Annotated in this window: 22 protein-coding genes; 8 read left to right on the forward strand and 14 right to left on the reverse strand. The window is 31.2% G+C overall.

Annotation, left to right across the window (positions count from 1 at the left end):
* Positions 1-67: 67 nt before the first annotated feature.
* The 14 genes from ES044_RS02525 to ES044_RS02590 form a co-directional block, all read right to left on the reverse strand.
* Positions 68-451: a DUF6979 family protein gene (locus tag ES044_RS02525; RefSeq protein ID WP_147117915.1), complete on the reverse strand. Its 384-nt coding sequence runs from the start codon at positions 449-451 to the stop codon at positions 68-70.
* Between the two features lie 144 nt (positions 452-595).
* The gene (locus tag ES044_RS02530; RefSeq protein WP_147117914.1) at positions 596-1,267 is read right to left on the reverse strand and encodes a hypothetical protein; all 672 of its coding nucleotides are present in this window, start codon (positions 1,265-1,267) and stop codon (positions 596-598) included.
* A gap of 63 nt (positions 1,268-1,330) precedes the next feature.
* Positions 1,331-1,753, reverse strand: coding sequence for a hypothetical protein (locus tag ES044_RS02535; protein ID WP_147117913.1), 423 nt, complete (start codon positions 1,751-1,753; stop codon positions 1,331-1,333).
* Between the two features lie 12 nt (positions 1,754-1,765).
* Positions 1,766-3,658, reverse strand: a complete 1,893-nt coding sequence (locus ES044_RS02540) for a hypothetical protein (RefSeq protein ID WP_147117912.1) — start codon at positions 3,656-3,658, stop codon at positions 1,766-1,768.
* A gap of 60 nt (positions 3,659-3,718) precedes the next feature.
* Positions 3,719-4,960: a restriction endonuclease subunit S gene (locus tag ES044_RS02545; protein ID WP_223269098.1), complete on the reverse strand. Its 1,242-nt coding sequence runs from the start codon at positions 4,958-4,960 to the stop codon at positions 3,719-3,721.
* Between the two features lie 40 nt (positions 4,961-5,000).
* Complete coding sequence (locus ES044_RS02550; protein WP_147117910.1) at positions 5,001-6,626, reverse strand: class I SAM-dependent DNA methyltransferase; 1,626 nt, start codon at positions 6,624-6,626, stop codon at positions 5,001-5,003.
* Between the two features lie 278 nt (positions 6,627-6,904).
* Positions 6,905-7,882: a RhuM family protein gene (rhuM, locus tag ES044_RS02555; RefSeq protein ID WP_147117909.1), complete on the reverse strand. Its 978-nt coding sequence runs from the start codon at positions 7,880-7,882 to the stop codon at positions 6,905-6,907.
* Positions 7,883-7,935: 53 nt separating this feature from the next.
* The gene (locus tag ES044_RS02560; protein WP_147117908.1) at positions 7,936-11,004 is read right to left on the reverse strand and encodes a type I restriction endonuclease subunit R; all 3,069 of its coding nucleotides are present in this window, start codon (positions 11,002-11,004) and stop codon (positions 7,936-7,938) included.
* Between the two features lie 633 nt (positions 11,005-11,637).
* The gene (locus tag ES044_RS02565; protein ID WP_223813539.1) at positions 11,638-12,318 is read right to left on the reverse strand and encodes a hypothetical protein; all 681 of its coding nucleotides are present in this window, start codon (positions 12,316-12,318) and stop codon (positions 11,638-11,640) included.
* Between the two features lie 822 nt (positions 12,319-13,140).
* On the reverse strand, positions 13,141-13,377 hold the full coding sequence (locus ES044_RS02570) for a hypothetical protein (protein WP_147117906.1): 237 nt from the start codon (positions 13,375-13,377) through the stop codon (positions 13,141-13,143).
* A 10-nt stretch (positions 13,378-13,387) separates the two neighbouring features.
* Positions 13,388-13,939, reverse strand: a complete 552-nt coding sequence (locus ES044_RS02575; RefSeq protein ID WP_147117905.1) for a CopD family protein — start codon at positions 13,937-13,939, stop codon at positions 13,388-13,390.
* Positions 13,940-14,096: 157 nt separating this feature from the next.
* The gene (hemH, locus tag ES044_RS02580; RefSeq protein WP_147117904.1) at positions 14,097-15,113 is read right to left on the reverse strand and encodes a ferrochelatase; all 1,017 of its coding nucleotides are present in this window, start codon (positions 15,111-15,113) and stop codon (positions 14,097-14,099) included.
* A 110-nt stretch (positions 15,114-15,223) separates the two neighbouring features.
* The gene (locus ES044_RS02585) at positions 15,224-15,733 is read right to left on the reverse strand and encodes a TrmH family RNA methyltransferase (RefSeq protein ID WP_147117903.1); all 510 of its coding nucleotides are present in this window, start codon (positions 15,731-15,733) and stop codon (positions 15,224-15,226) included.
* Between the two features lie 32 nt (positions 15,734-15,765).
* The gene (locus tag ES044_RS02590) at positions 15,766-16,650 is read right to left on the reverse strand and encodes a helix-turn-helix transcriptional regulator (RefSeq protein ID WP_147117902.1); all 885 of its coding nucleotides are present in this window, start codon (positions 16,648-16,650) and stop codon (positions 15,766-15,768) included.
* A 164-nt stretch (positions 16,651-16,814) separates the two neighbouring features.
* Between ES044_RS02590 and hemA the strand changes: the two genes are divergently transcribed.
* From hemA to ES044_RS02630, 8 genes are all read left to right on the forward strand, one after another.
* A complete protein-coding gene (hemA, locus tag ES044_RS02595) occupies positions 16,815-18,089 on the forward strand; it encodes a glutamyl-tRNA reductase (protein ID WP_410524664.1) in 1,275 nt (424 codons plus the stop codon).
* 9 nt (positions 18,090-18,098) lie between these two features.
* A complete protein-coding gene (gene hemC / locus ES044_RS02600; protein ID WP_147117901.1) occupies positions 18,099-19,733 on the forward strand; it encodes a hydroxymethylbilane synthase in 1,635 nt (544 codons plus the stop codon).
* Between the two features lie 128 nt (positions 19,734-19,861).
* Positions 19,862-20,824, forward strand: coding sequence for a porphobilinogen synthase (gene hemB / locus ES044_RS02605; RefSeq protein ID WP_147117900.1), 963 nt, complete (start codon positions 19,862-19,864; stop codon positions 20,822-20,824).
* An 89-nt stretch (positions 20,825-20,913) separates the two neighbouring features.
* Positions 20,914-21,909: a YhcG family protein gene (locus tag ES044_RS02610; protein ID WP_147117899.1), complete on the forward strand. Its 996-nt coding sequence runs from the start codon at positions 20,914-20,916 to the stop codon at positions 21,907-21,909.
* A 103-nt stretch (positions 21,910-22,012) separates the two neighbouring features.
* The gene (hemL, locus tag ES044_RS02615) at positions 22,013-23,302 is read left to right on the forward strand and encodes a glutamate-1-semialdehyde 2,1-aminomutase (RefSeq protein WP_147117898.1); all 1,290 of its coding nucleotides are present in this window, start codon (positions 22,013-22,015) and stop codon (positions 23,300-23,302) included.
* 140 nt (positions 23,303-23,442) lie between these two features.
* Positions 23,443-24,474, forward strand: coding sequence for a uroporphyrinogen decarboxylase (gene hemE / locus ES044_RS02620; protein ID WP_147117897.1), 1,032 nt, complete (start codon positions 23,443-23,445; stop codon positions 24,472-24,474).
* Between the two features lie 283 nt (positions 24,475-24,757).
* Positions 24,758-25,246, forward strand: coding sequence for a DUF6973 domain-containing protein (locus tag ES044_RS02625; RefSeq protein ID WP_147117896.1), 489 nt, complete (start codon positions 24,758-24,760; stop codon positions 25,244-25,246).
* A 74-nt stretch (positions 25,247-25,320) separates the two neighbouring features.
* Complete coding sequence (locus ES044_RS02630) at positions 25,321-26,691, forward strand: TrkH family potassium uptake protein (RefSeq protein ID WP_223269097.1); 1,371 nt, start codon at positions 25,321-25,323, stop codon at positions 26,689-26,691.

Raw genomic sequence — 26,691 nt, forward strand, 5'->3', positions numbered from 1 at the left:
AACGTATCGTACTCTCTTAATTGACTCCATACTAATTTTGACGCTTTCATTTGTACTATTCGTTTTTTTACTCCACAATCAAACCCTCATTCCAAAGTGCCAAAACCACCTCCATTTGAGAATTAGATCTTTTGTCTCCGGGGTTTAATGCTGCCCATAATTCTTTTGGTGTAAATGTTTTTGTTTCAGCCCACTTTAAGATCTCAACAGCCTGCAGAGCATATTCTTTATTTTTAACAGATTTCGTATAATTTCCTTTTGGAATTCCTTTTACTAAGCCCAATTCACAGAGGCCTAAAAAAGTGTTTTTTGGACAACTTTTTTCTTGTGAGCTTTTAGTTTCAAAAATAGCTGTTGCAGCTCTAGCATATACCTCTGTTATTGAATAAAGTTCTTTAAAATTTTGTGCATTTTTTAGAGGGGTTAAGCCGTATTTATTTAAGTCGAACATAATATTTAATGAACTACCTCGAGGCAGAGCCATAGAGGTATCAAGCGGAAAAAAAACTATATTTTTAGTTTGATGAAAACCCAGGTTTTCAAACTCTCCTCTTGACCACCGACGCAGAGCGTCGGGGAATTCTAACGATTAAAATTACTTTTCTAACAATTTAATTTTCTGATCTAAAGAGGTTTTTAATTCCTTTAATTTGATTAAACTTTTACTTTCATTTGCAAATAACATTGCATGTCTTTCTTCATTGTTTGTAGCAAAATAGATACAATCATTTTTTAATAACCATATTTCTTTTCTAATAGATGATACTTGAGTCACTATTTCTTCGATACCAAAATTATCAAAACCAATTTCTTTTTTTATAGCCATGCATTTAGTGAGAAAATCATATAATAAATTTTGAGAAAGATCATCAAAATCTGTCTCCTCTTTTGTGTCTTGATATTTTTGTAAATATTCATAGTATTTAGGAACAAATTCATTTATCACTTCTGCAAAAGGATACGCAAGGTAAGTGTCGTTAAGTTCTTGTCTATATCTATTTAGTAATCTTGATGATTCATCCATTAAGGTTTTCAATTCTTCTCCAATTTTTTTCTTTCTTGAATATTTATCAGTTTTATGGTAATCATAATTTGCTCTTAATTCTAAAAGGGCATCATTATAAAAACCAACAGAATTAAAAAGAACTTGATAGTTTATAATCCAATCTTTTTCATCTTTAAAAAATAATTCAAAACTTTTAAAGATTGACAAGTGATCCATTTCTATCAATTTACTAGTACTTTTATTTACTAAAAAGAAAAGCATATTCATTTTAAGTGGATTCTCCTTTTCGGCTTTAATGAATTTAAATAATTCATCTCCAGTTTCTTATATGTGTTTAATAATTGAATCAAGAAAAACGGAAATTAATTTTATAAGCGAAAACTTACTTGATCTTTCCTTATTTTCTGCTATTAACTTTTCGCTATCAAATTGTTTTTTCTGAAGTGCATGTTGTTTTTTAAATCTTTTTTTCTGTTTTTTGGACTCTGCGCTTTGTAGATAAATTGTGTAAACTAAAAGAATAATTGAAATAGAGCTTAAAATAGCGCCAAGTAATGCACTATATCCAGAAATTATATTTTCTTTATTAATAAAGTCAATATCAAAGAACTTCCAATTTTCAGTTTCTACAATTGCTTGGACTGTTATAAAGACTAAAAGACAAAGGATAAAAAAACATGCCACTAAAATAGTTGATATAACCTTGTTTTTTTTTATGCGATTTATCCAAAATGAAATTAATTTCATATGTAATTTCTTTTATTGATTATTTAACTCATTATGATTTTTAAATGCCTTCTTTTTTAATTTTATTTTTATTGATTTCCAGCTAAGTAGACTTGATAATAGAGAAATTCCTGAAATTGCAAAAACGATAACAGAAAGAGTAGAGTCAGTTTCTTGTTTTATTATGTAGCCAACAAAAGCAATTAAAATTATTAAACTACTAATTGACAACTTTGCCGAAATTATGTAAACACCATAAATTCTATTAGCATCTTTTGAGGAGTTCTCAATTAATTTTTGTTGAATTTCTCGGGTTTCTTCTTCTTTTATTTTTGATGCTGCTTCCAATTCTTCAACTTTTTGTTTACGCCATTTTAATGCAGACTTTTCGGCAGATCTATTTCTCAAATAATTTTCTAAATCATCATCATCATAAATAAAGTCTATTTGACCTTCTAGAGATTCAGAAATAATATTTTCTGGACTAAATGTATTAGATCTTAATCTTAGGTAATATTCTTCGAGTTCTTCACTCGTTCTAGCTCCAGCAGCAATTTCTCTTTCAAGTAAATTAAACCTCTTTCTAACAGATGAATTAATTTGACTTGATATGATCACTCTAGCTTTGTTCACGACATTTAAAGTGGATGGCAAAGGAGATGTAAAGCCTAAACCTCTATTGAGTTTAAACCATAATTTCTGGGTTATATAATAGACATCTGTTGCAAAAGAAAAATCACTACCTATAATTTTTAAGTCATTATCAAAACTCATAGAACGGGTAACTCTATCTCCTGTCATTATAATGTGACCTATTTTATCAAAACCAGTATTGTTTTTTCCGTTTCTTAATATATTTATATAAGTAAATTCTTCTAAAATTTTATTTATTTGTTCTTCATTTTTTTCTGTGGAATATTTTATAAATGCTTTTTTATCAACAATATTATATTCTGGGTTTTCAAAAAGATCAATTTCATCGGCTTCAGTTATTCCCATATTTCTTAACGAAGAGAAAAATTCACTTACTTTTCTTGTAATATCTGATGGTTCTGAACAACCGTCTACAATTTTTTTAACTGCAGTTTTACCGGGCTGTAATGCTGCTTTTCCCCTAATAATTAATTTAGCTACATAAAAAAGCTTCTCAATCTCTTCTTTTGCATTTTTTGTGTATTGCAGTTTAATTAATTTATCACCCTTTGACTTTGTTTTCGTGTTAATATCTCTTACTAAATTATAAAAGTCCATTAGCATAAGCGTAAATGTTTCTCCGTTAAGACCACTTAAGCTCAAAAGATGTTCAGTATCTAAGTATATTGTGAGTTTATCTTTCCAAACATTTATGTCGTTAAAATCAGAAGTATAGTATATTCCTTTAAGAATAGTAGAGCCTTCTCTAATTAAATTAAGTTCTTTAAGAAACTCTGTATCGTGATCGTTTTTTACTATAAATGCACTTATTAAAGTGGAATATTTATCTTCTACTGTGTTGTCAAATAAATATTCTACAAAGCTACTTTCAAGTGATTTTTCATCTCCATTGATCAACGGACCTTTTTGCAAAATAACATAAGCAGATAGATTTTTAAAAATTTCTAACTGTATGTCTTTTTTAATATTTACATCATCATTAACATATTTTCGACTCTCCCTGTGTTTGGGGTTAATAATAAATTGACTGTCAATTTGTTCAACAACATTGTCTTTTTTGAGTCTTTTAAGCTGCGTTCTAACAATAGCTTCTGGTATGTCGATGTCAAAATGTTCAATTAATTCACTCCTTATTTCTGAAGTGTTTTGAGAGTATGTGTTATTAAGTATATAGGTATTAATAATAAATTCATTTATTATTTTTTGAAGATCTATATTATTATTTGCCATTTCTGCAAAGACAGAAGTAGATGCTAAAAATTCTTTATTCATATTTATTTTCTTTTTTCTTTTCTATAAATAGAAAAAGTAAATAGTTTCCTAGCAATAAATCTATTTATATTCTTCTCCTCCCTCAGCAACCAACCCCAAACTCTTCATTTCTTTTTCTGCACCACCAACTGTAATTTGCCCATTCATTAACATAGGCAATAACCAATCTCTTAATTCGGAAAGTTTTTGATTTTGTTTTAGGTTTAATAAAATATTATCGAAATTAGATTTTACTTTATTATGAAAAGTTGAAATCAAAGATTCTTCGGGTATTATTATATTTAACTCTTTAATTTTATCTTGTGATAAATTATCTCTTGCAGAACCAGTGCTTAAATTAATTAAGTATTGATATAAATCCTCTAATGAGAACTTTGTATAATATTTAAATTTTTCATCATTAGTATTGATTCCACAAATTGCTTGATTTGTGCAAGCCTCAAGATCAATTAAACTTACTTGTCCTGCTGTTGCTCCATACATAGCCATCAGTATAGTTCCTTTTTTAAATAATTTAGCACTAGATTTTTCTAAACCTAATTGTGAAATATGCTTTTTTGCAGAAATAATAAATGAAGCGTTTACTTCACCACTATTAATCCACGGAACATTTCCATTTTCATAATATTCTTTCTTAGATTTTAAAGGTGTTGACCCAGAACCAGTTTTAGCAATTTCTTTAATTTTTTTCACCTCCCAACCAACTGGAATGACACGTTTCAACTCCTCATTAAAAACCATTTGACCACCAGAAGATTTATAAGGTTTCCAAGCCTGTCCAGAGCTTGACGAAGGAGCAGGAAAATCGAACTGTACAAACCAATAATCATACAACGTTTTTGCCATTGCTTCTAATTCTTGGTTTATCTTATTGTTGAGTTCTATTTTGGCATCTAAATCTGATAAAACTTTGGCTATTTGTTTTTGTCGATTAATACTAAAATCAGGAATAGTGAAATCTAAAACTTGTGTTTTATCTCCACGAGGCATTTTTGTTCCTTTTGAACCATTCATCATATGTTCAAAGAAGTCATCACGAAATAGCGAATAATAAACAAAAGTTGAATTAAAATTTTCTTTAATTTTTAATGTTAATACATCTGAAGAACTACCACCTGTGTAATTGGCTAACCATATCTTTTTTAAATAAGGACGAATGTTACCTATTAAAATATCTCCTTTGTCAAATCTAGTAACGTTATTTACTGTTTGTGTTGGCATTTTGACAGCATTAACTTTTCCTTGTTTATTTTGAAGTAAGTTATCTGTTGATATATATGTATCAATATCTATTTCATCCAAAGAAATTCTATGTTTAGAGTAATCGGCAACAATTCTTAATCTATTGCTCATACTTTAAACTTTTTAAATTAGTTTGAATCTCCTTTTCCAGCGCTTTAGATTCTGCAAATAAGGTTACTAAATTACTTTCAAAGTTATTTATTTTAGTTGAAAAATCCTCTGCAGAAATATCTGTGTATTCAATTTTTACTTCAAAATATTGTCCCGCACTTAAACTGTAATTTTTTGCTTTTATATCATCATAAGAAACCACTACAGAAAAATCTTCTTTAATTTCTTTGATGTTAAAAACATCAATAATTTGTTGTTCTTCAGTTTCGCTTAAAACCGTTTTTTGGTTTTTCCCATCTTTTACTTTGGTGCCTAAATTAGACGCATCAATTAATACTACATCTTTGGTATTTGCTTTGTCTAAAAACAAAATACTAACATTGGTACCTGTGGTTGCAAAAATATTAGAAGGCATAGAAACAACTCCTGCCAACATTTTACTTTCTACTAGTTTTTCTCGGATTTTTTTATCAATACCAGATTGTGCTGTTATAAAACCTGTAGGCACCACAATGGCTGCTTTTCCTTTTGCCGATAAAGTGTGCATAATATGTTGAATAAACAACAAATAAATTGCCATCGAATCTTTCTTGGTTTTCGGAATATTTGGAATTCCTGCAAAAAAGCGATCTTTGTTGGCTTTAGAATCTAAAGTAGCACTGTAATCAGAAAAGTCTAATTTAAAAGGTGGATTCGAAACAATATAATCGAAGGTTTCTAACTGTCCAGATTCTTGTTTATGATACGGACTCAAAATTGTATTCCCTTGAATTATGTTTTGTATAGAATGTACTAAATTGTTTAAAATTAAATTTAAACGCAATAGGGCAGAAGACTTTTGCGAAATATCTTGCGAGTAAATCGTACACTTATCTTCGCCAATGGCGTGTGCTAAATTCATTAACAAGGTTCCAGAACCTGCACTTGGGTCGTAACAAGTTGCATTATTGATCTCTTTGTCTGTTACCAAACAAGCTGCCATGATTTTTGCCACGGCATGTGGTGTAAAATACTCGGCATATTTACCACCACTATTAGAATTATAGTCTTTTATTAAATACTCGAAAATGGTGGCAAAAAAGTCGAATTTCTGCTCAAAAATCTGCTCGAAACTAAAGCTTACTAATTTGTTTATTAATGCTTTGCAAAACGAATCTCTATTATCGGTTACATATTTGCTAATATTTTCAAACAAGACAATTTTTTCTCCGCCTTGGGTGAGTACAGAAAAAATATCATTATTGGCGCTGGCAACTTCTAAAAAGGTTTCATCAAAAATTTCTGAAAACTTATCTTTGTTTTGTTGTTCAAACAAGCGAGATAATAAATTTTTAGGGGCAAAAACAGCGGTGTCCTGGCTAATTTGCATGCTTAATAATTCTAAATCATCTTCAGAATAGCTTTTTAAAGCAGCATCAAAATCCTCGGCTTCGGCCAATGCAGGTGCTATTTGTTTAATTTCATACACATATTTATCATTCAAGAATTTGTATAAAAATACTTGGGTGATAATTTTAAATTCGTTCCCGTCATTTCCTAAACCATAATTGGCACAGACGCTTTTAAGGTCGTCTATTAATGCTTTGGTTTTGGTTTCAAATTGTGCTGTGTTCATGGTACTTTATGTAATTTATAGTTCACTTTATTTTTTCAGTAATATCTAATTAAAAAACATCTCGATACAATTTTGCAAAAAGCAAAATCACTCGATGTGACAGATTGAAAACTAGATTTATAAGGTGCATGCTGTCAGTTCGAGTGAAATTTCTTTTTCAGAAATTTTGTATCGAGAACATTTCATTTATAAATATACAATTTACATGCTCATTTCCGCTTGATAATTTCTTTATCTGATGTTTCGAACAGCTATTCGTAATTCCTAATTCGTAACTCTCAATTCATTTCATTTCTATTCAGCACACTAATTACGAGTCGTTTTACGGTTTCCATTTCTTCTGGTTTACTAGAAGCGATAAAAAGTGTTAAACTGGCTAATGTATCGTTGCTAATTATTGGTTGATTTTGGCTATTAAATAGCATTTCATTTTGCTGTAAAAACTTTAAAAAACAAGCTGCTGCAATCCGCTTATTGCCATCTACAAAAGAATGATTTTTTACAACAAGATATAAAAGCATTGCTGCTTTTTCTTCAATGGTTGGGTAAAAATCAGTTGTTCCAAAGCCTTTTCCAATTTGAGCAATAGAGCTCAAAAAACTTTTATCTTTTTCTTTACCAAAAACGTCAGAATCAAATTCAGTGAGCATCTGGTTGATTAATTTTTGATAGTCGGTTACACTTGGATAGTCTGCTTCTTTTGTAGTTAGCCCTTTTGCATCTAGCGCTTCATGGTCATAATCATCTAACAAACGTAAACCTTTTGCAAAAACGGCAAGCCATTGATGGTCTTCTGTTTTTTCTTCAATAACCCTGCTTAAAATTTGAATTCCGTTTTTTAATATATGAATTTCTTGTTCTTTTTGCGCTAAACGTTTTTCGTTTATTGTATATCCTTTTACTAGATATTCTTTAAGTCTTTGAGTAGCCCATTGCCTAAATTTTGTAGCTTGTAAAGATCTTACTCGGTAGCCAACAGATATGATAACATCTAAATTATAATGTTTTACATCTTTTAATTGACTTTTACCTTCTATAGCACCATGTTTAGTGGTGTGTGCAAAATTTGCACACACCACTTTTTCGTCTAATTCTTGTTCTTTAAATATATTACGAATATGTCTTCCAATAACCGTTCTATCTCTTTCGAATAAAACAGCTAATTGCTCTTGATTAAGCCAAACTGTTTCCTTTTCAAATTGAATGTTTACTTCAATTTGATTTTTGCTAGATTCGTATATAATTATTTCATTCATTCTAGATCCTTTTGAACTTGCGCTATTTTTGCACTAGTTACCTTTCATTTACATCAAGCAACATTGCCATTATATTCGTTGATATATTCTTTTACCAATATGTTGTTAATCCGTTTTACATCGGTTGCATTGATGTTGATGTTTTGTTTGTTCTTAAATTGATTGATGACCAAACGCATGATCATTTTTTCTACATACCGCTCGTTTTCTAGTATTTTAGAGTTTTGTAGAATTTCACTATCTACATCGGCTTTTAATCCTTTTAAGGCTTCAAAAAGTTTTCGTTCATTGTCTGTTAGCGGATTTTTTTCTAACAATCTTTTATGAATACGTGCATATTTTGCATCATAACCATACTTTGCACTTAATAGCTGATTCTCTCTTTCTAGTTTTTTTGCTTGATCGTAAATTTCATTCAATGCCTTAATATTGGCTTCCATGTCTTCTTTAGAAACTTCGCTTAAATTTTTCTTTTTGAACAAACGTTCTAATTCTTCTCGTAATGAAACAAAAACAGGATCTTTGGGATCGAAATTTCCACCTAACATTTCACGTGTTTTTTGCAAGGTATCTTTCAATTCATCTGCCAATACCATTTCCTCTTCCTTTATTTTGGTAAAAGCAAAAATGACATCTTCTAAAGCGGTATTTAAAATATTGTTCGTTTCTAAATTAGTTTCTAATGCAATTTTGGTGTTGATTAAAGCCAATCGATCATTGGTCATTCTAGATAAAACGACTAACTTTCTAAAGTCTAATTGTTCTAATAATTCAAAGTTACCAGACAATCTAATTAAGTTGTAAAGTTCTTTAGAATTGTTTAAAACCTTGGCAATTTGTCTAATTTCTGTACGATCGTTTATTTCTGAAATTTGCCGACTAAAGACTTCCGCGTTCCCCGTATCAAATCGAAAAAGGACATCTTTTATTTCTTCTATTTCCTGTTCAATTTCTTCTGCAGATTTAAATAAATTCGAATAATGTTGCAGTTCATCACCTAATTCAGATTGTAGCTCGTTAAAATAATCTTGGTTTGTTTTGTCAAATTCTTTTTGAATATCAGCAAAATCGACGACAAAACCGTATTTGTGATTTTTATAAGTTCTATTTACTCTGGTAAGTGTTTGTAATAAATTATGTGCTTTTATTTTACGCCCGATGTATAATTTCTTTAATCGCTTAGCATCAAAACCAGTCTGTAACATATTGTAGACAAATAGCAAATCGATATTTCCTGCTTTAAAATCATCAATCCAATCTTTCCGTTCCTGCTTTGTGCCAACATCATGCAAAATTACTTGCGCCTTTTTTACTTTACGATGTTCTAATTTCTTTTTTCCATAAGGTGCTGGATCTTCTGCAGCTTCTGAAAAATAAGATTCGGCTTTGATAGCGTATTTATCTTGAAAAATGGTTTGCATCATTTTTGCCTGATCCGAAGAATCACAAACCACCATGCCGCCAATAGAAGCGTCATTCATAGCAATTCTTGCTTGTTCTAGATCTTGAACGATATAAGTGAGCATCGGCTCTACAAATTTATGATGTGCAAATATTTTCTTTTTATCCGCATCGCCCTCTAAAACTTTAATTTTTTCTAAAGTTTCTTGCAATGTCAGTTTAAATTTCGTTTCAATTTCTTCACGAATTAAACGCAAGGTATAGCCATCTTTAATAGATAGATTATAATAGTACTTATGAATGTAATCGCCAAATAAGGTTTTAGAATTGTATTCCTTTCCTAAAAGCGGTGTTCCTGTCAATCCAATTTTTATAGAATGTTTGTCTGCCAATTCTAAATTTGCTAAAAAGCTTCCTTTGGGGTTGTAACTTCTGTGCACTTCATCCAAGAAAAAAACACGTTGTACACTTAAATTGTAATCGTTGTTTTTGATTACATCAGGATCGTCTTTAAACTTCTGAATGTTAACCACCGTAATTTCTGCTTTTCCAGAACTATTGTGAATTACTTTGGTCGATTTTATATCTCTTGTAAAAGCTTCTCGGCTATCTACTTTATGTACCACTAGACCCCGAGCATTAAATTCTTTTGCTGCTTGATTTAATAAATCGATTCTATCTACAATAAAATAAAATTTAGGAATGATATTTTTTTGCTGATAAAAGTCTGTGAGATGTTTTACATTAAAATAGGCGAGGGCTGTTTTTCCAGATCCTTGGGTGTGCCAAATAATCCCTTTTTTAATTCCGTTTTCTAGTTTATTGGCAATTGCTTTTGTGGCAAAAATTTGGGGATAGCGCATTACGTGTTTCTCCAAACCATTTTCTTCTTCCACATAGGCAAAGGCATATTGCAAAATGAATTTTAATCTGTCTTTTTGGAACAGCGAAGTAGCAATTGTGTTGGTTGCCGAATTTGGGTTTTTATTAGAAGCAAACTCATCAGAATTTTTAATACTGATTAAATTGGTATCCTTTAAAACAACGTTTTCTGTTTCATCGGAAACTGGCGTTAGCAACTCTTCTATATCGAATTTTTCTTCTTCTCTAAAATAATTAAATATAGGTTTTCTGTAATTTGTTGTGCTGTAAAATGCACCTTCTAACATCTGCTTATCGGTATCACTATACGCCATATTGTTAGAAAAAACCATTAACTGTGTTAAGTTGATGAACTTTCTAAACTTCTTATTTTGAAAACGTCTTTGCATGCGGTCATGCTCGTCTTTTATTCCATTTCTATTATTTGGTTTTTTAACTTCGATAAAAATAAGCGGCATTCCGTTTATTAAAAGGATGATGTCGGGTCTAAAGGTATCATCATCTTTTTCATAGGGTAATTCTGTAACGACATGAAACGAATTATTCTCGAAATTTTCGAAATCAATCAATTTAATCCCTGACTGATCTACTAGCTTCTTGTAAAAGGCTCTTCCTAGATCTTCGTTTTCTAGTGAAAGAGAAACTTCTGTAAAAATTTTTTCAGCTTCTTTTTGAGTAAGATTTTGGTTGATTTTTTTTAGCTGATTATAAAATATATCGGTAAAAATATTTGTATCTACATCCCAACTATTTTGTTTCAAAGAAAGATAGGTGTATCCTAATTTGATTAAGTGGAGTATTGAAGGTATTTTGACTCGGGAGTCTTCGTTGAATTTCATAGCACATGCATAATGGACTAAAGTAGTGAAATCGATTGAAATATTGTCAAGAAAAACCTTAATTATGTACTTAAATCGAGTAAAAACACTTGAAATATTCTACTTGTGTTGGTGATTCTTGGTGTTTTGGCTAATTTCTCTATTTTGATAGTTGAAAATATCCAAGGCAAACATCTTCTAGAAATTGATGATTATAAAAAGTTTATTACGAGTAGTTTTGCGCTTATTAGTTTGAATTATAGTTTGATGAAAATTGTTGCTTTTAAAATAGTCTTAAATGCATTTATTTTTCGATTATATCTATAAGATAAAAGTAGTTTTTTGGTTGTTTTTTTTGTTCGATTTCGATTCATGAACTACGCCTTTTGTCATTTTTCTAAAATTATCTGTAGGATAAAGGCACTTGGTTTTAACGGTTATTTTAAACCGTGTTTTATTCTGTTATTGAGGTGAAATTAACACTTAATTGATATTATTTATTTTTTAAAAAATAAGAGTTACCTTAATAAAAGCATTGTGAAAACATAAAGCACGAAAATTTTATGATGTCATTTTTTATGATATAATTAAGTTTTGACTTAAAAATATTTGATTACATAAATAACAGAATAGATAGATTACAATACAACTGTGTTACATTTCAATGCCAACACAGTATATGAGAATCGCTTTTTGTTTAATTTCGTTTTCGTGATTTTTAATAATTTCCTCAAGTTTTTCTTTTTTAACTTTTGGGAGTATTTTTATAATCTCCTTTCTTGTCAGTTCTTTTGGCTCTCTTTTTTCTATCATTATTTTTACTTTCTGACCTAGGGTCAGGTATTGCAAGTAATTTTGTGTTTTACATTCAGTATGTACGCTAATATTCTTATTATAATCGAGCTCCAATCTTTTAGAACCTCCGTTTCCAACAACAAGGGCATTAATAGATTGAGTTAAATGATTTGTTTTTTTCCATAATAAAGATGAATAGTTTTCAAAAGGTGTAAAATTGTAGTACGCATTCTTGATATTATTTGTTTTACTTTCTTTTTGTTTATTAAGTTTAATAATATATTCTATCGCATTATTTTTTGTTATTATCGTACCATTAAATTTTATGCTGTCTTGTTCCATCTCGAATAAATAAGTTGGCCTTAACATTTTAGCGACCCATTCAGAACATAATTTATATTTCATTTGTTCTAATTCACTTAAATAAATTTCTTGGTTCGTTTCAATACAATCGTTTAATAGGTCTTCTGTATCAAAAGCGTTTCTTATTAGTGCTAGTTTTTTAATATTTTTTGAGAAGGATGCGTTAAGGTTTAACAAAAGTTTTCGCGCTGCATTTGTTTGTTTTCGTGTTGCGTTTTCTTCTGTTCTAGAATCAATATGTCTTTGATCATAATCTGCGGCATAATTATTAAGTTAATTATTTTAAGTTATTGAATAAATCATTTTTTAATAGTGACAAAAATATTAGAAACTATGGAATTAAGGGTATTTCGCTTTTTATGGAAGCGCAATCTCATTTAAAATACTTGGTTTCTTAATATCCAATTTATCAGAAAACAAATCTTTAGAAACAAAATAAATAACTAGTTTTTGATTTGTAAAAGTAGGGGGTAATTTTTTAAGTGTATTTTTTCGAAAGTTTGCAACCAATCTTTATAACTTGTTGGTTTTAGAATTAAAGGTATTCTATAACTACATGATTTATGTTGTTTTACATTTAGTTAAATATTGAATATGCTTTTATCGTAATTATAGAAGCTGAATAAACGTTCTTGTAGAATTATTGTATAACATAGAATAAACACCTGTAAAAGCAATTAAATTGTTGTTTTTCGACTTAAAAGAATAAGGTGGTTTATTTTAAATCTAGGATTCGAAAGATGTTTAAAGAATACCAATCTAACAGCACTCCTTGCGCATTTTAACGAATACTAATTTTAATATTATTGATAAATTGAACCGTTTTTAATGCTGCTACTTTTCGAAGGACTTTGGCTTTAGATCTTTCAAAAAAATTTACTTAATTACGCCTTATCAAATGTTAATCAAATTAGTTGCGAAAATGAAGTCTCTATTTTTTGCAACTAGTTTAACTGATTTTATAAATTTATTAGTGAGTTCTCTCAAATGATTGTTTTTTTAGGAATTATCTAAACAAAGAAACGCATTAAGTTTTTTTATATTTGGTTTTATATTGGAAATAGGAGGCTTTGTAGTGCTAAAAATACTAGCAGAAATGACTTGAGAAGAGTCCGCAAAAAATGTATCAGAAATTAAAATAGTTAGAATATTTATTGCTGATAGTATTTCTAAACGTACAGATTTTTTTAATTTTTGCCAAAAGCCAAAAGCTAAAAGCCAAAAGCCAAAAGCCAAAAGCCAAGTATCAATTTTTATCCCAGCTTCTTTTTTGAAGAATTTTCTTGTAAAGTTTAATCCCTAGCATAATTAAAATTCCGAAAAGAATAATTCCGACAACGCCCCAAATCCAGTTGATAGCACTTTTTACGGTTACTAAAAAGACAACTGCAAATAAAATGATTGTAGAAACTTCATTAAATATTCGCAATTTGAAAGCAGAATATTTTATAATGTCGTTTTGCAGTTTTTTGTAAATATGTTGGCAAAATCCGTGGTAAAAGTATAAGGCGAAAACAAAGGCGAGTTTTACCAACATCCAAGGTTCTGATAAATAGTATGGACTTTGATATAGCATCCAAAAACCGAATATGCTTGATAAAATTGCTGATGGCCACGTTATAATATACCATAGCCGTTTAGTCATTAATTTGTATTGCGTTTGCAAAATTTCTTTAGCCGGTTCTAATTTTGTTTCCGCTTCTGTTTGATAAATAAACAACCTCGGAATGTAAAATAACCCAGCGAACCAAGTAACCACAAAAATAATGTGTAATGCTTTTACGTATAAAAAATCCATAGTTTTAAATTAATCTAATGGAGCGCAGTCAAAATTTAATTAAACTTTTCGATTGCGCTCTCGCAGATACTTTTTAATTTAACAACACAATTCCTGAATTTTAACAATTGTAAAATTCAGTAAAAAAATATATTTTAGCCAATAGCCAACAGTAAATTTAAGCTTCAATCCAATCTACTAAAACATCTACCCAATCGTCATTATCATTGATACATGGAATTGCATAAAATTCTTCTCCACCAGCTTTTAAAAACTCTTCTTTACCCTCCATGGCAATTTCTTCTAAAGTTTCTAAACAGTCAGATACAAATGCGGGCGTAACAACCGCTAATTTTTTAACACCTTCATTCGGGTATTTTTCAAGCATTTTATCTGTATAAGGCTGTAACCATGGGTCGCCGGCTAGTCTAGATTGAAACGAAACAAAATATTGATGTGGCTCTATACCTAAATATTCAACAACTTGTCTCGTGGTTTCATAACATTGATGTTTGTAACAAAACTCATGTGCTGGTGAGGCGGTTTTACAGCATTCAAAGTTTACGCTATCATTCGGTTTACAGTGGCTTTTTGTGATATCAGATTTCCGAACATGTCTTTCTGGAATTCCGTGATAAGAGAACAAAATTTTGTCCCATTCTTTGCCTTCTAAAGAGTTTTTAATACTGTCTCCTAAAACCTTTATGTATTCTTTTTTGTGATAAAAAGCAGGGATGTCTGTAAACTTCATTTGTGGAAAAAACTCCTTTCTTAATTCCTCTGCTAACACCAAAATCGTGTCGGTAGTTGCCATTGCATGTTGTGGATATAAAGGAACAATTAAAACGTCTGTAATGCCTTTATCGTTTAATTCTTGCAATCCATCTTTTATAGACGGACTCCCATATCGCATAGCTAAAGCAACAGGCAATGCTGTTTTTGCTTGTACTTTGTCAAGTAATCTTTCTGACAAAACAATTAACGGCGAACCTTCATCCCACCAAATTTTCTTGTATGCTTTTGCAGATTTTTTTGGTCTTGTGTTTAAAATAATTCCTTTAACAAGTATTGCTCGAAGCCAGTATGGGGCGTCAATAACGCGCTCATCCATTAAAAACTGGTCTAAATACTTGCGTACATCTTTGGTAGATGTACTCGCTGGTGACCCTAAATTAACTAATAAAACTCCTTTCATAATTAAAGCCCATCTTAATCTTCCTTGCAGAAAGAAATTGTTATGGGTATTTTAGTTTGTTTATATTCCTGTTATTCTGAATTCTGTATCAGAATTAATTTTATTTTTAGCTAACCGCTAACCGCTAACTGCTTCGTGATTTCATAGAGCGTAATTGCTAAGCTATGTATTACATTCATACTAGAATTTCTGCCAAACATAGGTATTGATACTGTAAAGTCCATTAAATTGATGTCTTTAATGCCATTGCGCTCACTTCCCAAAATTAACACTATTTTTTCGTTATTTTTAAAATCGAAATCTTGAATATTGATACTTTTATCAGTAATTTCTATGCCGATAATTGTATTTCCTTCGGCTTTTAGTTGTTCAATAATTTGATTAAAATTGTTGTAATACCCATGCTCAATTTGAGTAATTGTATTTCTTGCAGTATTGATTACTCTTCTGTTTTCTGTAGATGGTGAATCTTCATGAAAATAGATTTTATGAACCCCAAAACTTTCAGAAACTCTAAAACACATGCCAATGTTTTCTGGTGTTCTAATCGCATCACAAACAATAGTTATTGGAAACTGTTTCTGGTTATTTTTGATGTCGTAGTGTGTTAATTGTTCCAAAGTCTTGGTTCTTGTTTCTAAAAATCTTGATTCTAATTATTCAAACTCATCACATATTTTTTCGGGGTCGTTCCGAATTTCTTTTTAAAAGCGGCTATAAAATGACTTGCGGTGCTATACCCAACTTGCAAACCAACTTCATTTACATTGTATTGATTGGTTTCTAACAATCTTCTAGAATGTTCCATTTTATAATCGAACAAAAAACTAAAAACGGTATCGCCATAAATTTGCTTAAAACCTTCTTTTAATTTTTTAATATTCAAACCAATCTCATTTGCTAACTCTTGCAAGCTTGGTGGTTCTGCCATATTGGCAATGATAATTTCTTTTGCCTTTCTAATTTTTAGAACATTTTGTTCATCAACCAAAAACGGACAATATTCACCTCCGGCAGTTTCATCTTTCTGAAAATGTAAACTTAATAGTTCGTACACTTTTCCTTTTACGTACAATTCTCTAATAGAGCTGTTGATGTTCGAATTGATGATTTGCTGCAAAACGACAGAAACTGTTGGTTTAATTTCTGCATCATCATAATATTTACGATTGCTATTTTCATCACTCAAAAAAGGAATATGACCGGATTCTTTAGAAAACAAAGAATGAAATTTTTCTATTGAAATTAACAAAGAAATTAAGGTTGTTTTTGGCTGAATTTCTAAATTAATAGGTAATATTCTTTGGGGGTTATACAATAAAATAGATCTATTGTCTAAAACATCAAAAGAATAAGAACCATTATTAAACAAAAATTTAGAACTTCCTCTTAAACAAAAGTGTATTTGTATAAAAGTGCTGTTAATTTCTCTCTCAAAATTTTGTACTTTATTGCTTTCGTTCTGAAAATGAAGCACATAAAACCCTTTTTCAAGATTTATTTCATCAAAAGAACTTTTACCGACATTTTTAAACATCAAAAATATTTTTTTAAGAATCAATTTATTTAGAACCATTCTATATTAAGGATCTAAAGAACCTCTCTACGGCTACAAAAATAAGGCTTTTTAGAGGTTAATTTATTAAATAAAAGCTAAAAAACATATAACGTTATAAAAAGTACTTTAAGCGACATTTTTTTATGGATGAAGGTTTTACTTTTGTGCAACTTTCAGAATCTATGCAAGATAATACGCAAACACATTTCTATAATATCGGAGTTAATTACAAAAAGGCTGATGTAAAAACTCGTGGTAAATACTCTTTATCGAAAGAGAATCAAGCAGCATTGTTGGAGCTAGCAAAGGAACAAAAATTTGATGGAGTCTTTATTTTATCAACATGTAACAGAACAGAAATCTCTGGTTTTGCAGAGCATCCTTATCAATTAATTCAATTATTGTGTCATTTTTCTGAAGGTTCTGTAGAAGAATTTGCTTCTATTTCTAACGTGTACAAAAATCAAGAAGCGGTTCATCACTTATTTAGAATTGGTACGGGTTTAGAAAGTCAGATTTTAGGAGATTACGAAATTGTAGGGCAGTTAAGGCAGTCGTTTAAAATGGCGAAGCTGCACAAAACTACAAATGCACATATAGAAAGATTGCTAAACAGTGTTTTACAAGCAAGTAAAAGAGTAAAGAATGAAACCAAATTAAGCTCAGGTACAACTTCTGTCTCTTATGCTGCTGTGCAATATATTATTAAAAATTTACCAGATTATAATTCTAAAAATATTTTAGTTTTCGGGTTGGGTAAAATGGGGAAACATACCTGTAAAAATTTAGCAGAATACACTAAAAATGCTGCCGTTTGTTTGATAAACAGAACAGAAGAAAAGGCGATTGAATTTGTAAAAGAACACAATTCTATTAGAAAATCTGTGATGCATAATTTAACTGAAGAAATTGAAAATGCAGATGTTTTAATCGTTTCAACAGGTTCAGACAAACCAACAATAAATAAAGAGCATATTAGAAACAATAAGAAATTATTGATTCTAGATTTATCAATGCCAGAAAATGTAGCAAAAAACGTTACTGATTTTGAGGGTGTTTCTTTGGTAAATGTAGATGAACTTTCTAAAATTACCGATGAAACTTTAGCGGCTCGTCAAAATGAAATTCCGTTAGCAGAAGCAATTATAGAAAAGCACAAAACAGAATTTAATGATTGGTTAAATCACAGAAGATTTACACCTGCAATTGCTGCTTTAAAAGAATATTTAGAAGTTATAAAAAACGATGAAATAAATTTTCAGAAAAAGAAAATTACTGATTTTGATGAAAATCAAGCAGAAATATTAACTTCACGTTTTATTCAAAAAATCACTACACAGTTTGTAAAGCACTTAAAACATGATGAAACTTCGGTTACAGAAAGTATCCAAGTAATGCAAAAAGTGTTTCAATCTTAATAAAATTTCATGCAAAAAACCATTAGAATAGGAACTCGAAATAGTCAATTAGCGCTTTGGCAGGCCAATAAAGTCCGCAAAGAACTAGCTGAATTAGGGTATGAATCAATTTTAGTTCCTATAAAGTCTACAGGAGATATTATTTTAGATAAACCTTTGTACGAGTTAGGGATTACAGGAATTTTTACCAAAAATTTAGACATTGCCATGTTAAATGGCGATATTGATATTGCTGTGCATTCTTTAAAAGATGTACCAACTGCTTTACCAGAAGGAATTGTGCAAGCGGCTGTTTTAAAACGTGGTAATTATAATGATATTTTAGTTTTAAAAGGTACTGAAGAATTTTTCGGAGAACCAGAAGGACTTATTGCTACGGGTAGTTTGCGAAGAAAAGCAATGTGGCTAAATCGATATCCAACCCATAAAGTTGAAGATTTAAGAGGAAACGTAAATACACGTTTAGAAAAGTTAGAAAATAGTGAAACTTGGAACGGAGCTGTATTTGCAGCGGCAGGTTTAGAGAGATTAGATATTCTTCCAGAAGGAGCAATTGATCTTCCATGGATGATCTCTGCGCCCGGCCAAGGTGCCATTATGATTACTGCTTTAGAAAAAGATAACTTTGCGTTAGATGCTTGTGAGCAGTTAAATCATCATGAAACGAAAGTTTGTGTGGGTATAGAGCGTGAGTTTTTAAAGTTATTAGAGGGTGGTTGTACAGCACCAATTGGAGCTTTGGCTTACGTTAACTCTAAAACTGAAGAAGTAAATTTTAAAGCTGTTTTATTAAAGAAAGACGGTTCTAAAAAAATAAGAGTTGAAAAATCTGCAAAACTAGGAAATCATAGATATTTGGCAAAAGATTGTGCAGATTATGTGATTAATAGAGGCGGAAAGGAAATGATGGCAGAAGATGAAGAGGGTGCTTCTACAAAAATAGCTTCTATATATTCTACAAAAAAACTATCTGAACTTCAAAAAGATACATTATCTGACGCTATTGGAGTTAGTGATAGCGATTTTATTAAAATTCGTTTTAATAGAATTAGCCCAAGAGTAGTGAAAAAAGAGATTGAAAACGTAATTATTACCAGTCAAAACGGTGTTGAAGCAATTTTAAACTCTTTTACAAGGGATGAATTAAAATTCAAGAATATTTATTGTGTTGGTAGAAGAACTAAAAAACTGATTGAAAATAGAATTGGTAAAGTGACCAAAGTTGCAAAAAATGCAAAAACTTTAGCGGCTTATCTATCAACAGAATTAGAGAATAAAGAAGTTACTTATTTTTGTAGCAATGTAAGAATGGATATTTTACCAGCGTATTTACAAACAAATGATATTGTTGTAAATGAAGTAGAGGCTTACAAAACAATGTTAAGTCCGGTTAAATTAGACGATGCGGTTTCTGGCGTTCTATTTTATAGTCCGTCAGGAATAGAAAGTTATTTAAAAGAAAACATTGCAGATAAAGTTGCCTTTTGTATCGGAGAAACAACCGCTGTAGAGGCAAGAAAACATTTTGAAAATGTTCAGGTTTCACATATGCCAAGTGTAGAAAGTGTTTTAGAATTGGTAAATAGTCATTACACAAAAGCCCATCCTAGCCTTTCCGAAGGGAAGGAACACTCGGAAGAATAAAAGAACGTGCTACTTTTTTAGCACATTAGCAAGTGATCAAATTCATTTGCCCTAAAATACAAAATTAACACCATACTAATTCCGCTGTACTCCCCTTCGGGAAAACAGGGGCTTAAACAGAGGCTTTTATGTTCAGAACAAGAAGACTACGCAAACAAGAAGGAATCAGAAGATTAGTCAGAGAAACGAAACTATCTGTAGACGATCTTATTTATCCATTATTTATTGAAGAAGGTGAAAACATCGAAACCGAAATCGTCTCAATGCCGGGAATCAAACGTTTTTCTTTGGATACAATTTCGAAAGAATTAGACGAGGTTGTTGCTTTAAAAATACCAGCCGTTTTATTATTCGGAATTCCAGCAACGAAAGATGAAGAAGGTACAGAAACTTGGAATGATAACGGAATTATGCAAAAAGCAATTCGTTTTATCAAGAAAAATTATCCTGATTTATATGTAATTACAGATGTTTGTTTTTGCGAATATACGTCTCATGGTCATTGTGGAGTTATTCACGACAATGATGTTGATAACGATGCTACTTTAGTAAATATTGCAAAGCAAGTAATTTCTCATGCAAAAGCAGGTGCAGATATGGTTGCACCTTCAGGAATGATGGATGGAACGATTGATATGATTCGTCAATCTTTAGACAATACAGGTTTTGCAAACTTGCCAATTATGGCATATGCTGTAAAATATGCATCCGCTTTTTATGGTCCTTTTAGAGAAGCTGCAGGTTCTGCTCCGAGTTTTGGAGACAGAAGAACCTATCAAATGGATCCTGCAAATAGAGATGAAGGAATGCGTGAAGCAACTTTTGATGATCAAGAAGGAGCCGATATTTTAATGGTAAAACCAGCATTGTCTTATCTAGATATTATTAGAGATTTAAAAAATAATTTTGACAGACCCATTGCATGTTACAATGTAAGCGGAGAATATGCCATGGTAAAAGCTGCGGCAGAAAAAGGTTGGATAGATGGCGAAAAAGTAATGATGGAAAGTTTACTATCTATGAAAAGAGCAGGAGCAGATATTATAATTACTTATTTTGCTAAAGAGGCAGCGAGGGTTTTAAACAAATAGCAAGTAGCCTTTAGCTTTTGGCTTTTGGCCCTTTGCTAATAGCAAAAAACAGAATTGACACGTTAATTCCTAAATAAAAAAAACCAATTATGACTTTGCTTTCAAAAGCATTTGTAGCGTCTATAAGACAAATCATAGTTACTGCACAACAACATGCAGTAAGCGCTGTGCAGCAACAGCGTGTTTTAATGTATTGGCATATTGGGAATCATATTGTTGAAGAGGAACAACAAGGAAAAACACGAGCAGATTATGGTAAAGAACTTATAAAAAATCTTGCTCAAGAACTTACAGAAGATTTTGGTTCTGGTTTTTCATTTAGGCAACTCAATTTTTGCAGGCAATTTTTTTTAGCTTTTCCAATTATGAACGCACTGCGTTCACAATTGAATTGGACGCAGTATCGATTATTACTTCGCGTAGAAAATGAAGACAAAAGAGACTACTATGTAGAAGAATCCTGCAGTAATAATTGGAGTGCAAGACAGTTAGAAAGACAGATAAACAGCCAATTATACGAACGATTATTGTTGAGTAACGATAAAGAAAAGGTATTGGCAATCGCCAGAAAAGAAGCGATACCAGAACACCCAAAGGATATTATAAAAGATCCAATGGTGTTAGAGTTTTTAGGTTTACAACCACAGGCAGCTTATTATGAAAAAGATTTAGAACAAGCTTTGATTGATAATATACAAAGCTTTCTTTTAGAGTTGGGTAACGGTTTTTCTTTTGTGTCAAGGCAAAAGCGCATACAAATAGAAGACGATGAGTACTTCGTAGATTTAGTGTTTTATAATAGATTGCTTAAATGTTTTGTTATTATAGAAATAAAAACACATAAATTAACACATCAAGATTTAGGACAATTGCAGATGTACGTGAATTATTACGACCGTACAGAAAAACAAAATGAAGAAAATAATACGATTGGTATTTTATTATGCACAGATAAAAACGATACGATGGTAGAATATGCATTACCAGAGAAAAATGCAACTATTTTAGCCAGTCAGTACCAACTATATTTACCTAAAAAAGACGAAATTACAAAAGCTATCAAAGAAGTTTTAAAACAGAAATGAGCGTTACAGTAATCTTTTAAGAATATTAAACAAATAGCAATTAGCATATAACTATTGGCAATTGGCTAATAGCAAAAAAGCAAATTGCCAAAAGCTTAAAAAAATGAAATTCAAGAAATCACAAGAATTATACGAAAAAGGATTGGTAAATCTAGTCGGAGCAGTAAACTCTCCGGTTAGAGCATTTTCATCTGTTGGTGGAAGTCCGTTATTTATCAAAAAAGCAAAAGGAAGTAAAATTATAGATGTTGATAATAATGAATATGTAGATTTAGTTGTTTCTTACGGTCCGATGATTTTAGGTCATCGTCATAAAGCAGTTGAAAAAGCAGCAAAAAAAGCATTAAAGAAAGGATATTCTTTTGGAGCATCAACAAAAGCTGAAATAAAATTAGCTAAAATAGTTTGTGATGCTTTTCCAGAAATGGATAAAGTACGTTTTGTAAACTCTGGAACGGAAGCGGTGATAAGTGCAGTTCGTTTGGCAAGAGCATTTACAGGCAAAGATAAAATTATAAAGTTTGCAGGTTGTTACCATGGGCATCAAGATTCTTTGCTAGTGGCAGCAGGTTCTGGTTTAGTAACATTAAGTTTACCAGGCTCAAAAGGAGTGCCAGAAGCTGCGATAAAGAATACCTTAATTTCAACGTACAACGATTTAGACAGTGTTAAAAAACATTTTGAAGAGCACAACGACATTGCAGGGGTTATCCTTGAGCCAATTTGCGGTAATATGGGTGTTGCAATTCCGCAAAACGGATTTCTAGTAGAATTAAAAGCCTTTTTAAAAGAAAAAGGAGCCTTGTTAATTGCAGATGAGGTAATGACAGGTTTCCGTTCTAAATTTGGTGGAGCGCAAGAATTACTTGGTGTTACAGCAGATATTACCTGTTTAGGAAAAGTAATTGGTGGTGGTTTTCCAGTGGGCGCTTACGGCGCAAGAAACGAAATAATGCAAGAAGTTGCACCTTTGGGAGGAATGTATCAGGCAGGAACGTTAAGTGGAAACCCGATTGCAATGGCAGGAGGAATATCAACCTTAACAGAATTAAAGAGACAAAATCCTTATAAAAAGTTCGAAGAAATAGGGAGCATCATTGAAGTTATTTTGTTAGAAACAGCAAAGAAATACAATGTAGATTTAGTTGTGAATCGTTTTGGTTCTATGATGAATCCTTTCTTTACAAAAGGAAAGGTGACTAATTTTGACGAAGCACAAACTTCAGATACCAAAAAATTTGCTGTATTCTTTTGGGAAATGATAAAAAATGGAGTGTTTTTACCACCAAGTCAATTTGAAGCTTGGTTTTTAAATTCAGCCATTTCAGACAAAGATATTAAAATAATTGCCGAAGCAACTGATAAAGCGATGTTAGCGGTTTCTAAAATGTAAAAAGACAAACCGTTTTAAAGAGAAAATATGAGGAAGTGAATTTTTAGTTCTTATAAAGATTACCTCTCTTTTTTCAAAATTACGATCAGTAAAATCAAAAATAGCTAATAGCAAAACAGCTAATAGCCCAAAGCTATAAAATGATAAAAAACGATTTATTTTTAAGAGCATTAAAAGGAGAAACTGTTGATAGACCACCAGTTTGGATGATGCGACAGGCAGGTAGGTATTTGCCAGAATTTCAGGTAATCAAAAAGAAATACGATTTCTTTACGCGTTGCAGAACTCCAGAATTAGCGTCAGAAATTACGGTGCAACCCATCAGAAGATATGGCATGGACGCCGCAATTCTATTTTGCGATATTTTGGTAATTCCGCAAGCAATGAATATTGAAGTACAAATGAAACCTGATTTTGGTCCTTATTTACCAAACCCGATTCGTACTCAAAAAGATTTAGATTCTGTTATTGTTCCAGATGTGCATCAAGAACTAGGTTATGTAATGGAAGCGATTAAAGCAACCAAAGAAAAACTAAATGACGACATTCCGTTAATTGGTTTTGCAGGTTCACCTTGGACTATTTTATGCTATTGTGTGCAAGGACAAGGTTCTAAAAACTTTGATAAAGCAAAAGAATTATGTTTTACAAATCCTGTTGTAGCACATTCTTTATTGCAAAAAATTACAGATACCACCATTGCTTATTTAAAAGCGAAAGTTGATGCTGGCGTTAATGCCGTGCAGCTTTTTGATTCTTGGGGTGGCATGTTATCGCCAGTAGATTATCAAGAATTTTCTTGGCAATATATGCAACAAATTATTGATGCTTTAAAAGATAGCATTCCTGTAATTGCCTTCGGAAAAGGATGTTGGTTTGCTTTAAACGATATGTCTAAATCAGGCGCTTCTGCTTTGGGTGTAGATTGGACGTGCTCTGCAAGAAACGCACGTTATTTATCTGGCGGAAATATTACTTTACAAGGTAATTTTGATCCATCAAGATTGCTGTCTCCACCAGATCAGATTAAAAAAATGGTGCATCAAATGATTAACGAATTCGGAAAAGATAAATATATTGTAAATCTAGGGCACGGAATTTTACCAAATATTCCTGTAGAAAATGCAAAAGCATTTGTAGATGCTGTAAAAGAATATAAGAGTCCGTCTTAATCAAGCTATTTCGATAAGCTTACTACAAACGGGTAAAGAAGTTTATGTTGTAAATTAGTTTTTAAAACATAAAATAATAATTTGGGCGTTCCCACGCAAAAAAGCGTGGTCGCGCTTTTCGTTATATCTTTTTATGAAGATTATTTAGTGCTTGTTCTATAATTTGTATTTTTAAAGTACTCAAAAGAAATCCTGACACTAGTTTAGCATAAAAAGGATGCCACTGCAATCGCTAACGCAGCTTTTGCCAACTAAAAGCCAAAAGCTAAAAACACAAAAAAACATGTCTTTTTGGAACATTGTTAAAAGTCTTAATTATAGAAAAATATTTAGAGTGTTCGTTTGGTTTCTGCAGCATCCGTTATTTATGTTTGCCACTGTAAAAGCTACTTTTTTAACTATTAGAATTGCTCAAATTGAATTTCCAGATATTCACGGGAAACATAATAAGGCAAATGCTTTTCGTCATGCTTTATGGAATTTATTAATAGCGAATCAAAGTAATAAATTTAGTACTAATTTAGAGGCTGTTATAGCTTGGACAAAGAAAATTACAGATTGGCACGAAGAATTTTCGCCTAACATGGAAATGGCCAAATTAATGGATTTGCATAATAACGCTATTGGTAGGCAACTTTATATCGACTGGCAAGAGCAATCATTAACTACCTACATAGATTTACTTAAAACAGCACTTTCTAAAGCTACTATTGTTACACATAAATCTGACTTTAAAAATTTAAAAAACAACCTAATTTATTTAAGGAAATAGCTTAATTTTATTCTATGCTATGGGTATTAATCGAACTAGAAGTTGGTATTTATAGGTGCTATGAGAAACTATAAATGATTAAGAGAAAGATGGATAATAAGTTCAAGAAATTAACTAAAAAGTATGTCCTTATAAAAAGAGGATGGAGTCCGCAACAAAATTTATTTTACGGTTTTCTAACCTACGTTATAGTAGGTTTTTTGCTGTTGATGCTTCCCATTTTTAGTAAAGTTGCCACGCCAGCATTAGAGCATCTTTTTACAGCAACCTCTGCCGTTTCTACCACAGGCTTGGTAACCATTTCTATTTTTGATACCTATAATTTTTTCGGTCAATTTATTGTGATGGCTTTATTTCAGTTAGGCGGAATAGGATATTTGTCATTCACTACTTTTATGATTTTATCGACCACGAGAAAGTTAACCGTTTGGCATAAAAAAATACTATCTACAGAGTTTACGTTACCAAAAACAATCAAAATAAACGACTTTCTAAAATCGGTAATTCTGTTTACGTTCATCATGGAAATTTTAGGAGCTATTTTATTTTTTATCGCCTTTAAAAATGAAGGAATGCCTACTTTAGAAGCAGTTTGGTCTTCTGTATTTCATAGTATAAGCACTTTTTGTACGGCAGGTTTTAGTTTGTTTAACGACGGTTTTACAGGGTATGTAGACAATCATTTTATAAATTTTATTATTGCTATGTTAGCTATTTCTGGATCTTTAGGGTTTATTGTGATTACAGATTTCGGAATGTGGATAAAACATAAAACACACAAGTTAAGCTTTACGACTAAAATAATTTTCTATGGTTTTGTATTTCTATTGTTATTCGGAACTACTTTTTTCTATTTTTTTGAACCAAGTATTACAGCTTTACAGGGAGATTCTAGGTTTTTAGCAGCCTTTTTTCAATGCATGTCTGCAATGACTACCGTTGGCTTTAACACAGTAGATTTTGGTGGGTTTTCTCAAGCAATGCTTATTATTTGTATCTTTTTAATGTATATAGGTGCATCACCTTCTGGAACCGCAGGCGGGATAAAAATAACCACGTTAACGGCAATTTTGGCGATTGTTAAAAGTAGATTGCAAGGACGCAGGCACGTAACTTTTTTAGGTAGAAAAATACCTATGGAAAGGTTGTATATTGCCACATCAGCTTTTATATTTTATACCTCAATAATTCTTATTGGTACTTTTTTAATCACTTTTACCAACGATTTAAAATTAGATGATATTGTTTTCGAAGTAGCATCTGCACTCGGTACGGTTGGTATTAGTAGAGGTATAACGTCAGATTTAAATACTTTTGGTAAATGGGTTATTATCTTTTTAATGTTCATTGGCAGATTAGGTGTCTTAACTTTTGGATTGGCTATTTGGGCTAGAAAATCAATTAACGAAAATAACGGAATTCTAACAGAGGATATTGCGGTGTAA

Origin of the sequence: Polaribacter sp. IC066 (assembly GCF_007997085.1) — a bacterium.
Lineage (GTDB): Bacteria > Bacteroidota > Bacteroidia > Flavobacteriales > Flavobacteriaceae > Polaribacter.

Coding starts and splice junctions, on each gene's coding strand:
- rhuM (WP_147117909.1), bottom strand. CDS start 7,882: ATGAATGAAATAATTATATACGAATCTAGCAAAAATCAAATTGAAGTA.
- hemB (WP_147117900.1), top strand. CDS start 19,862: ATGTTCAGAACAAGAAGACTACGCAAACAAGAAGGAATCAGAAGATTA.
- hemC (WP_147117901.1), top strand. CDS start 18,099: ATGCAAAAAACCATTAGAATAGGAACTCGAAATAGTCAATTAGCGCTT.
- ES044_RS02625 (WP_147117896.1), top strand. CDS start 24,758: ATGTCTTTTTGGAACATTGTTAAAAGTCTTAATTATAGAAAAATATTT.
- ES044_RS02540 (WP_147117912.1), bottom strand. CDS start 3,658: ATGAATAAAGAATTTTTAGCATCTACTTCTGTCTTTGCAGAAATGGCA.
- ES044_RS02530 (WP_147117914.1), bottom strand. CDS start 1,267: ATGCTTTTCTTTTTAGTAAATAAAAGTACTAGTAAATTGATAGAAATG.
- hemE (WP_147117897.1), top strand. CDS start 23,443: ATGATAAAAAACGATTTATTTTTAAGAGCATTAAAAGGAGAAACTGTT.
- hemA (WP_410524664.1), top strand. CDS start 16,815: ATGGATGAAGGTTTTACTTTTGTGCAACTTTCAGAATCTATGCAAGAT.
- ES044_RS02535 (WP_147117913.1), bottom strand. CDS start 1,753: ATGAAATTAATTTCATTTTGGATAAATCGCATAAAAAAAAACAAGGTT.
- ES044_RS02525 (WP_147117915.1), bottom strand. CDS start 451: ATGTTCGACTTAAATAAATACGGCTTAACCCCTCTAAAAAATGCACAA.
- ES044_RS02560 (WP_147117908.1), bottom strand. CDS start 11,004: ATGAAATTCAACGAAGACTCCCGAGTCAAAATACCTTCAATACTCCAC.
- ES044_RS02550 (WP_147117910.1), bottom strand. CDS start 6,626: ATGAACACAGCACAATTTGAAACCAAAACCAAAGCATTAATAGACGAC.
- ES044_RS02575 (WP_147117905.1), bottom strand. CDS start 13,939: ATGGATTTTTTATACGTAAAAGCATTACACATTATTTTTGTGGTTACT.
- hemH (WP_147117904.1), bottom strand. CDS start 15,113: ATGAAAGGAGTTTTATTAGTTAATTTAGGGTCACCAGCGAGTACATCT.
- ES044_RS02590 (WP_147117902.1), bottom strand. CDS start 16,650: ATGTTTAAAAATGTCGGTAAAAGTTCTTTTGATGAAATAAATCTTGAA.
- hemL (WP_147117898.1), top strand. CDS start 22,013: ATGAAATTCAAGAAATCACAAGAATTATACGAAAAAGGATTGGTAAAT.
- ES044_RS02630 (WP_223269097.1), top strand. CDS start 25,321: ATGATTAAGAGAAAGATGGATAATAAGTTCAAGAAATTAACTAAAAAG.
- ES044_RS02610 (WP_147117899.1), top strand. CDS start 20,914: ATGACTTTGCTTTCAAAAGCATTTGTAGCGTCTATAAGACAAATCATA.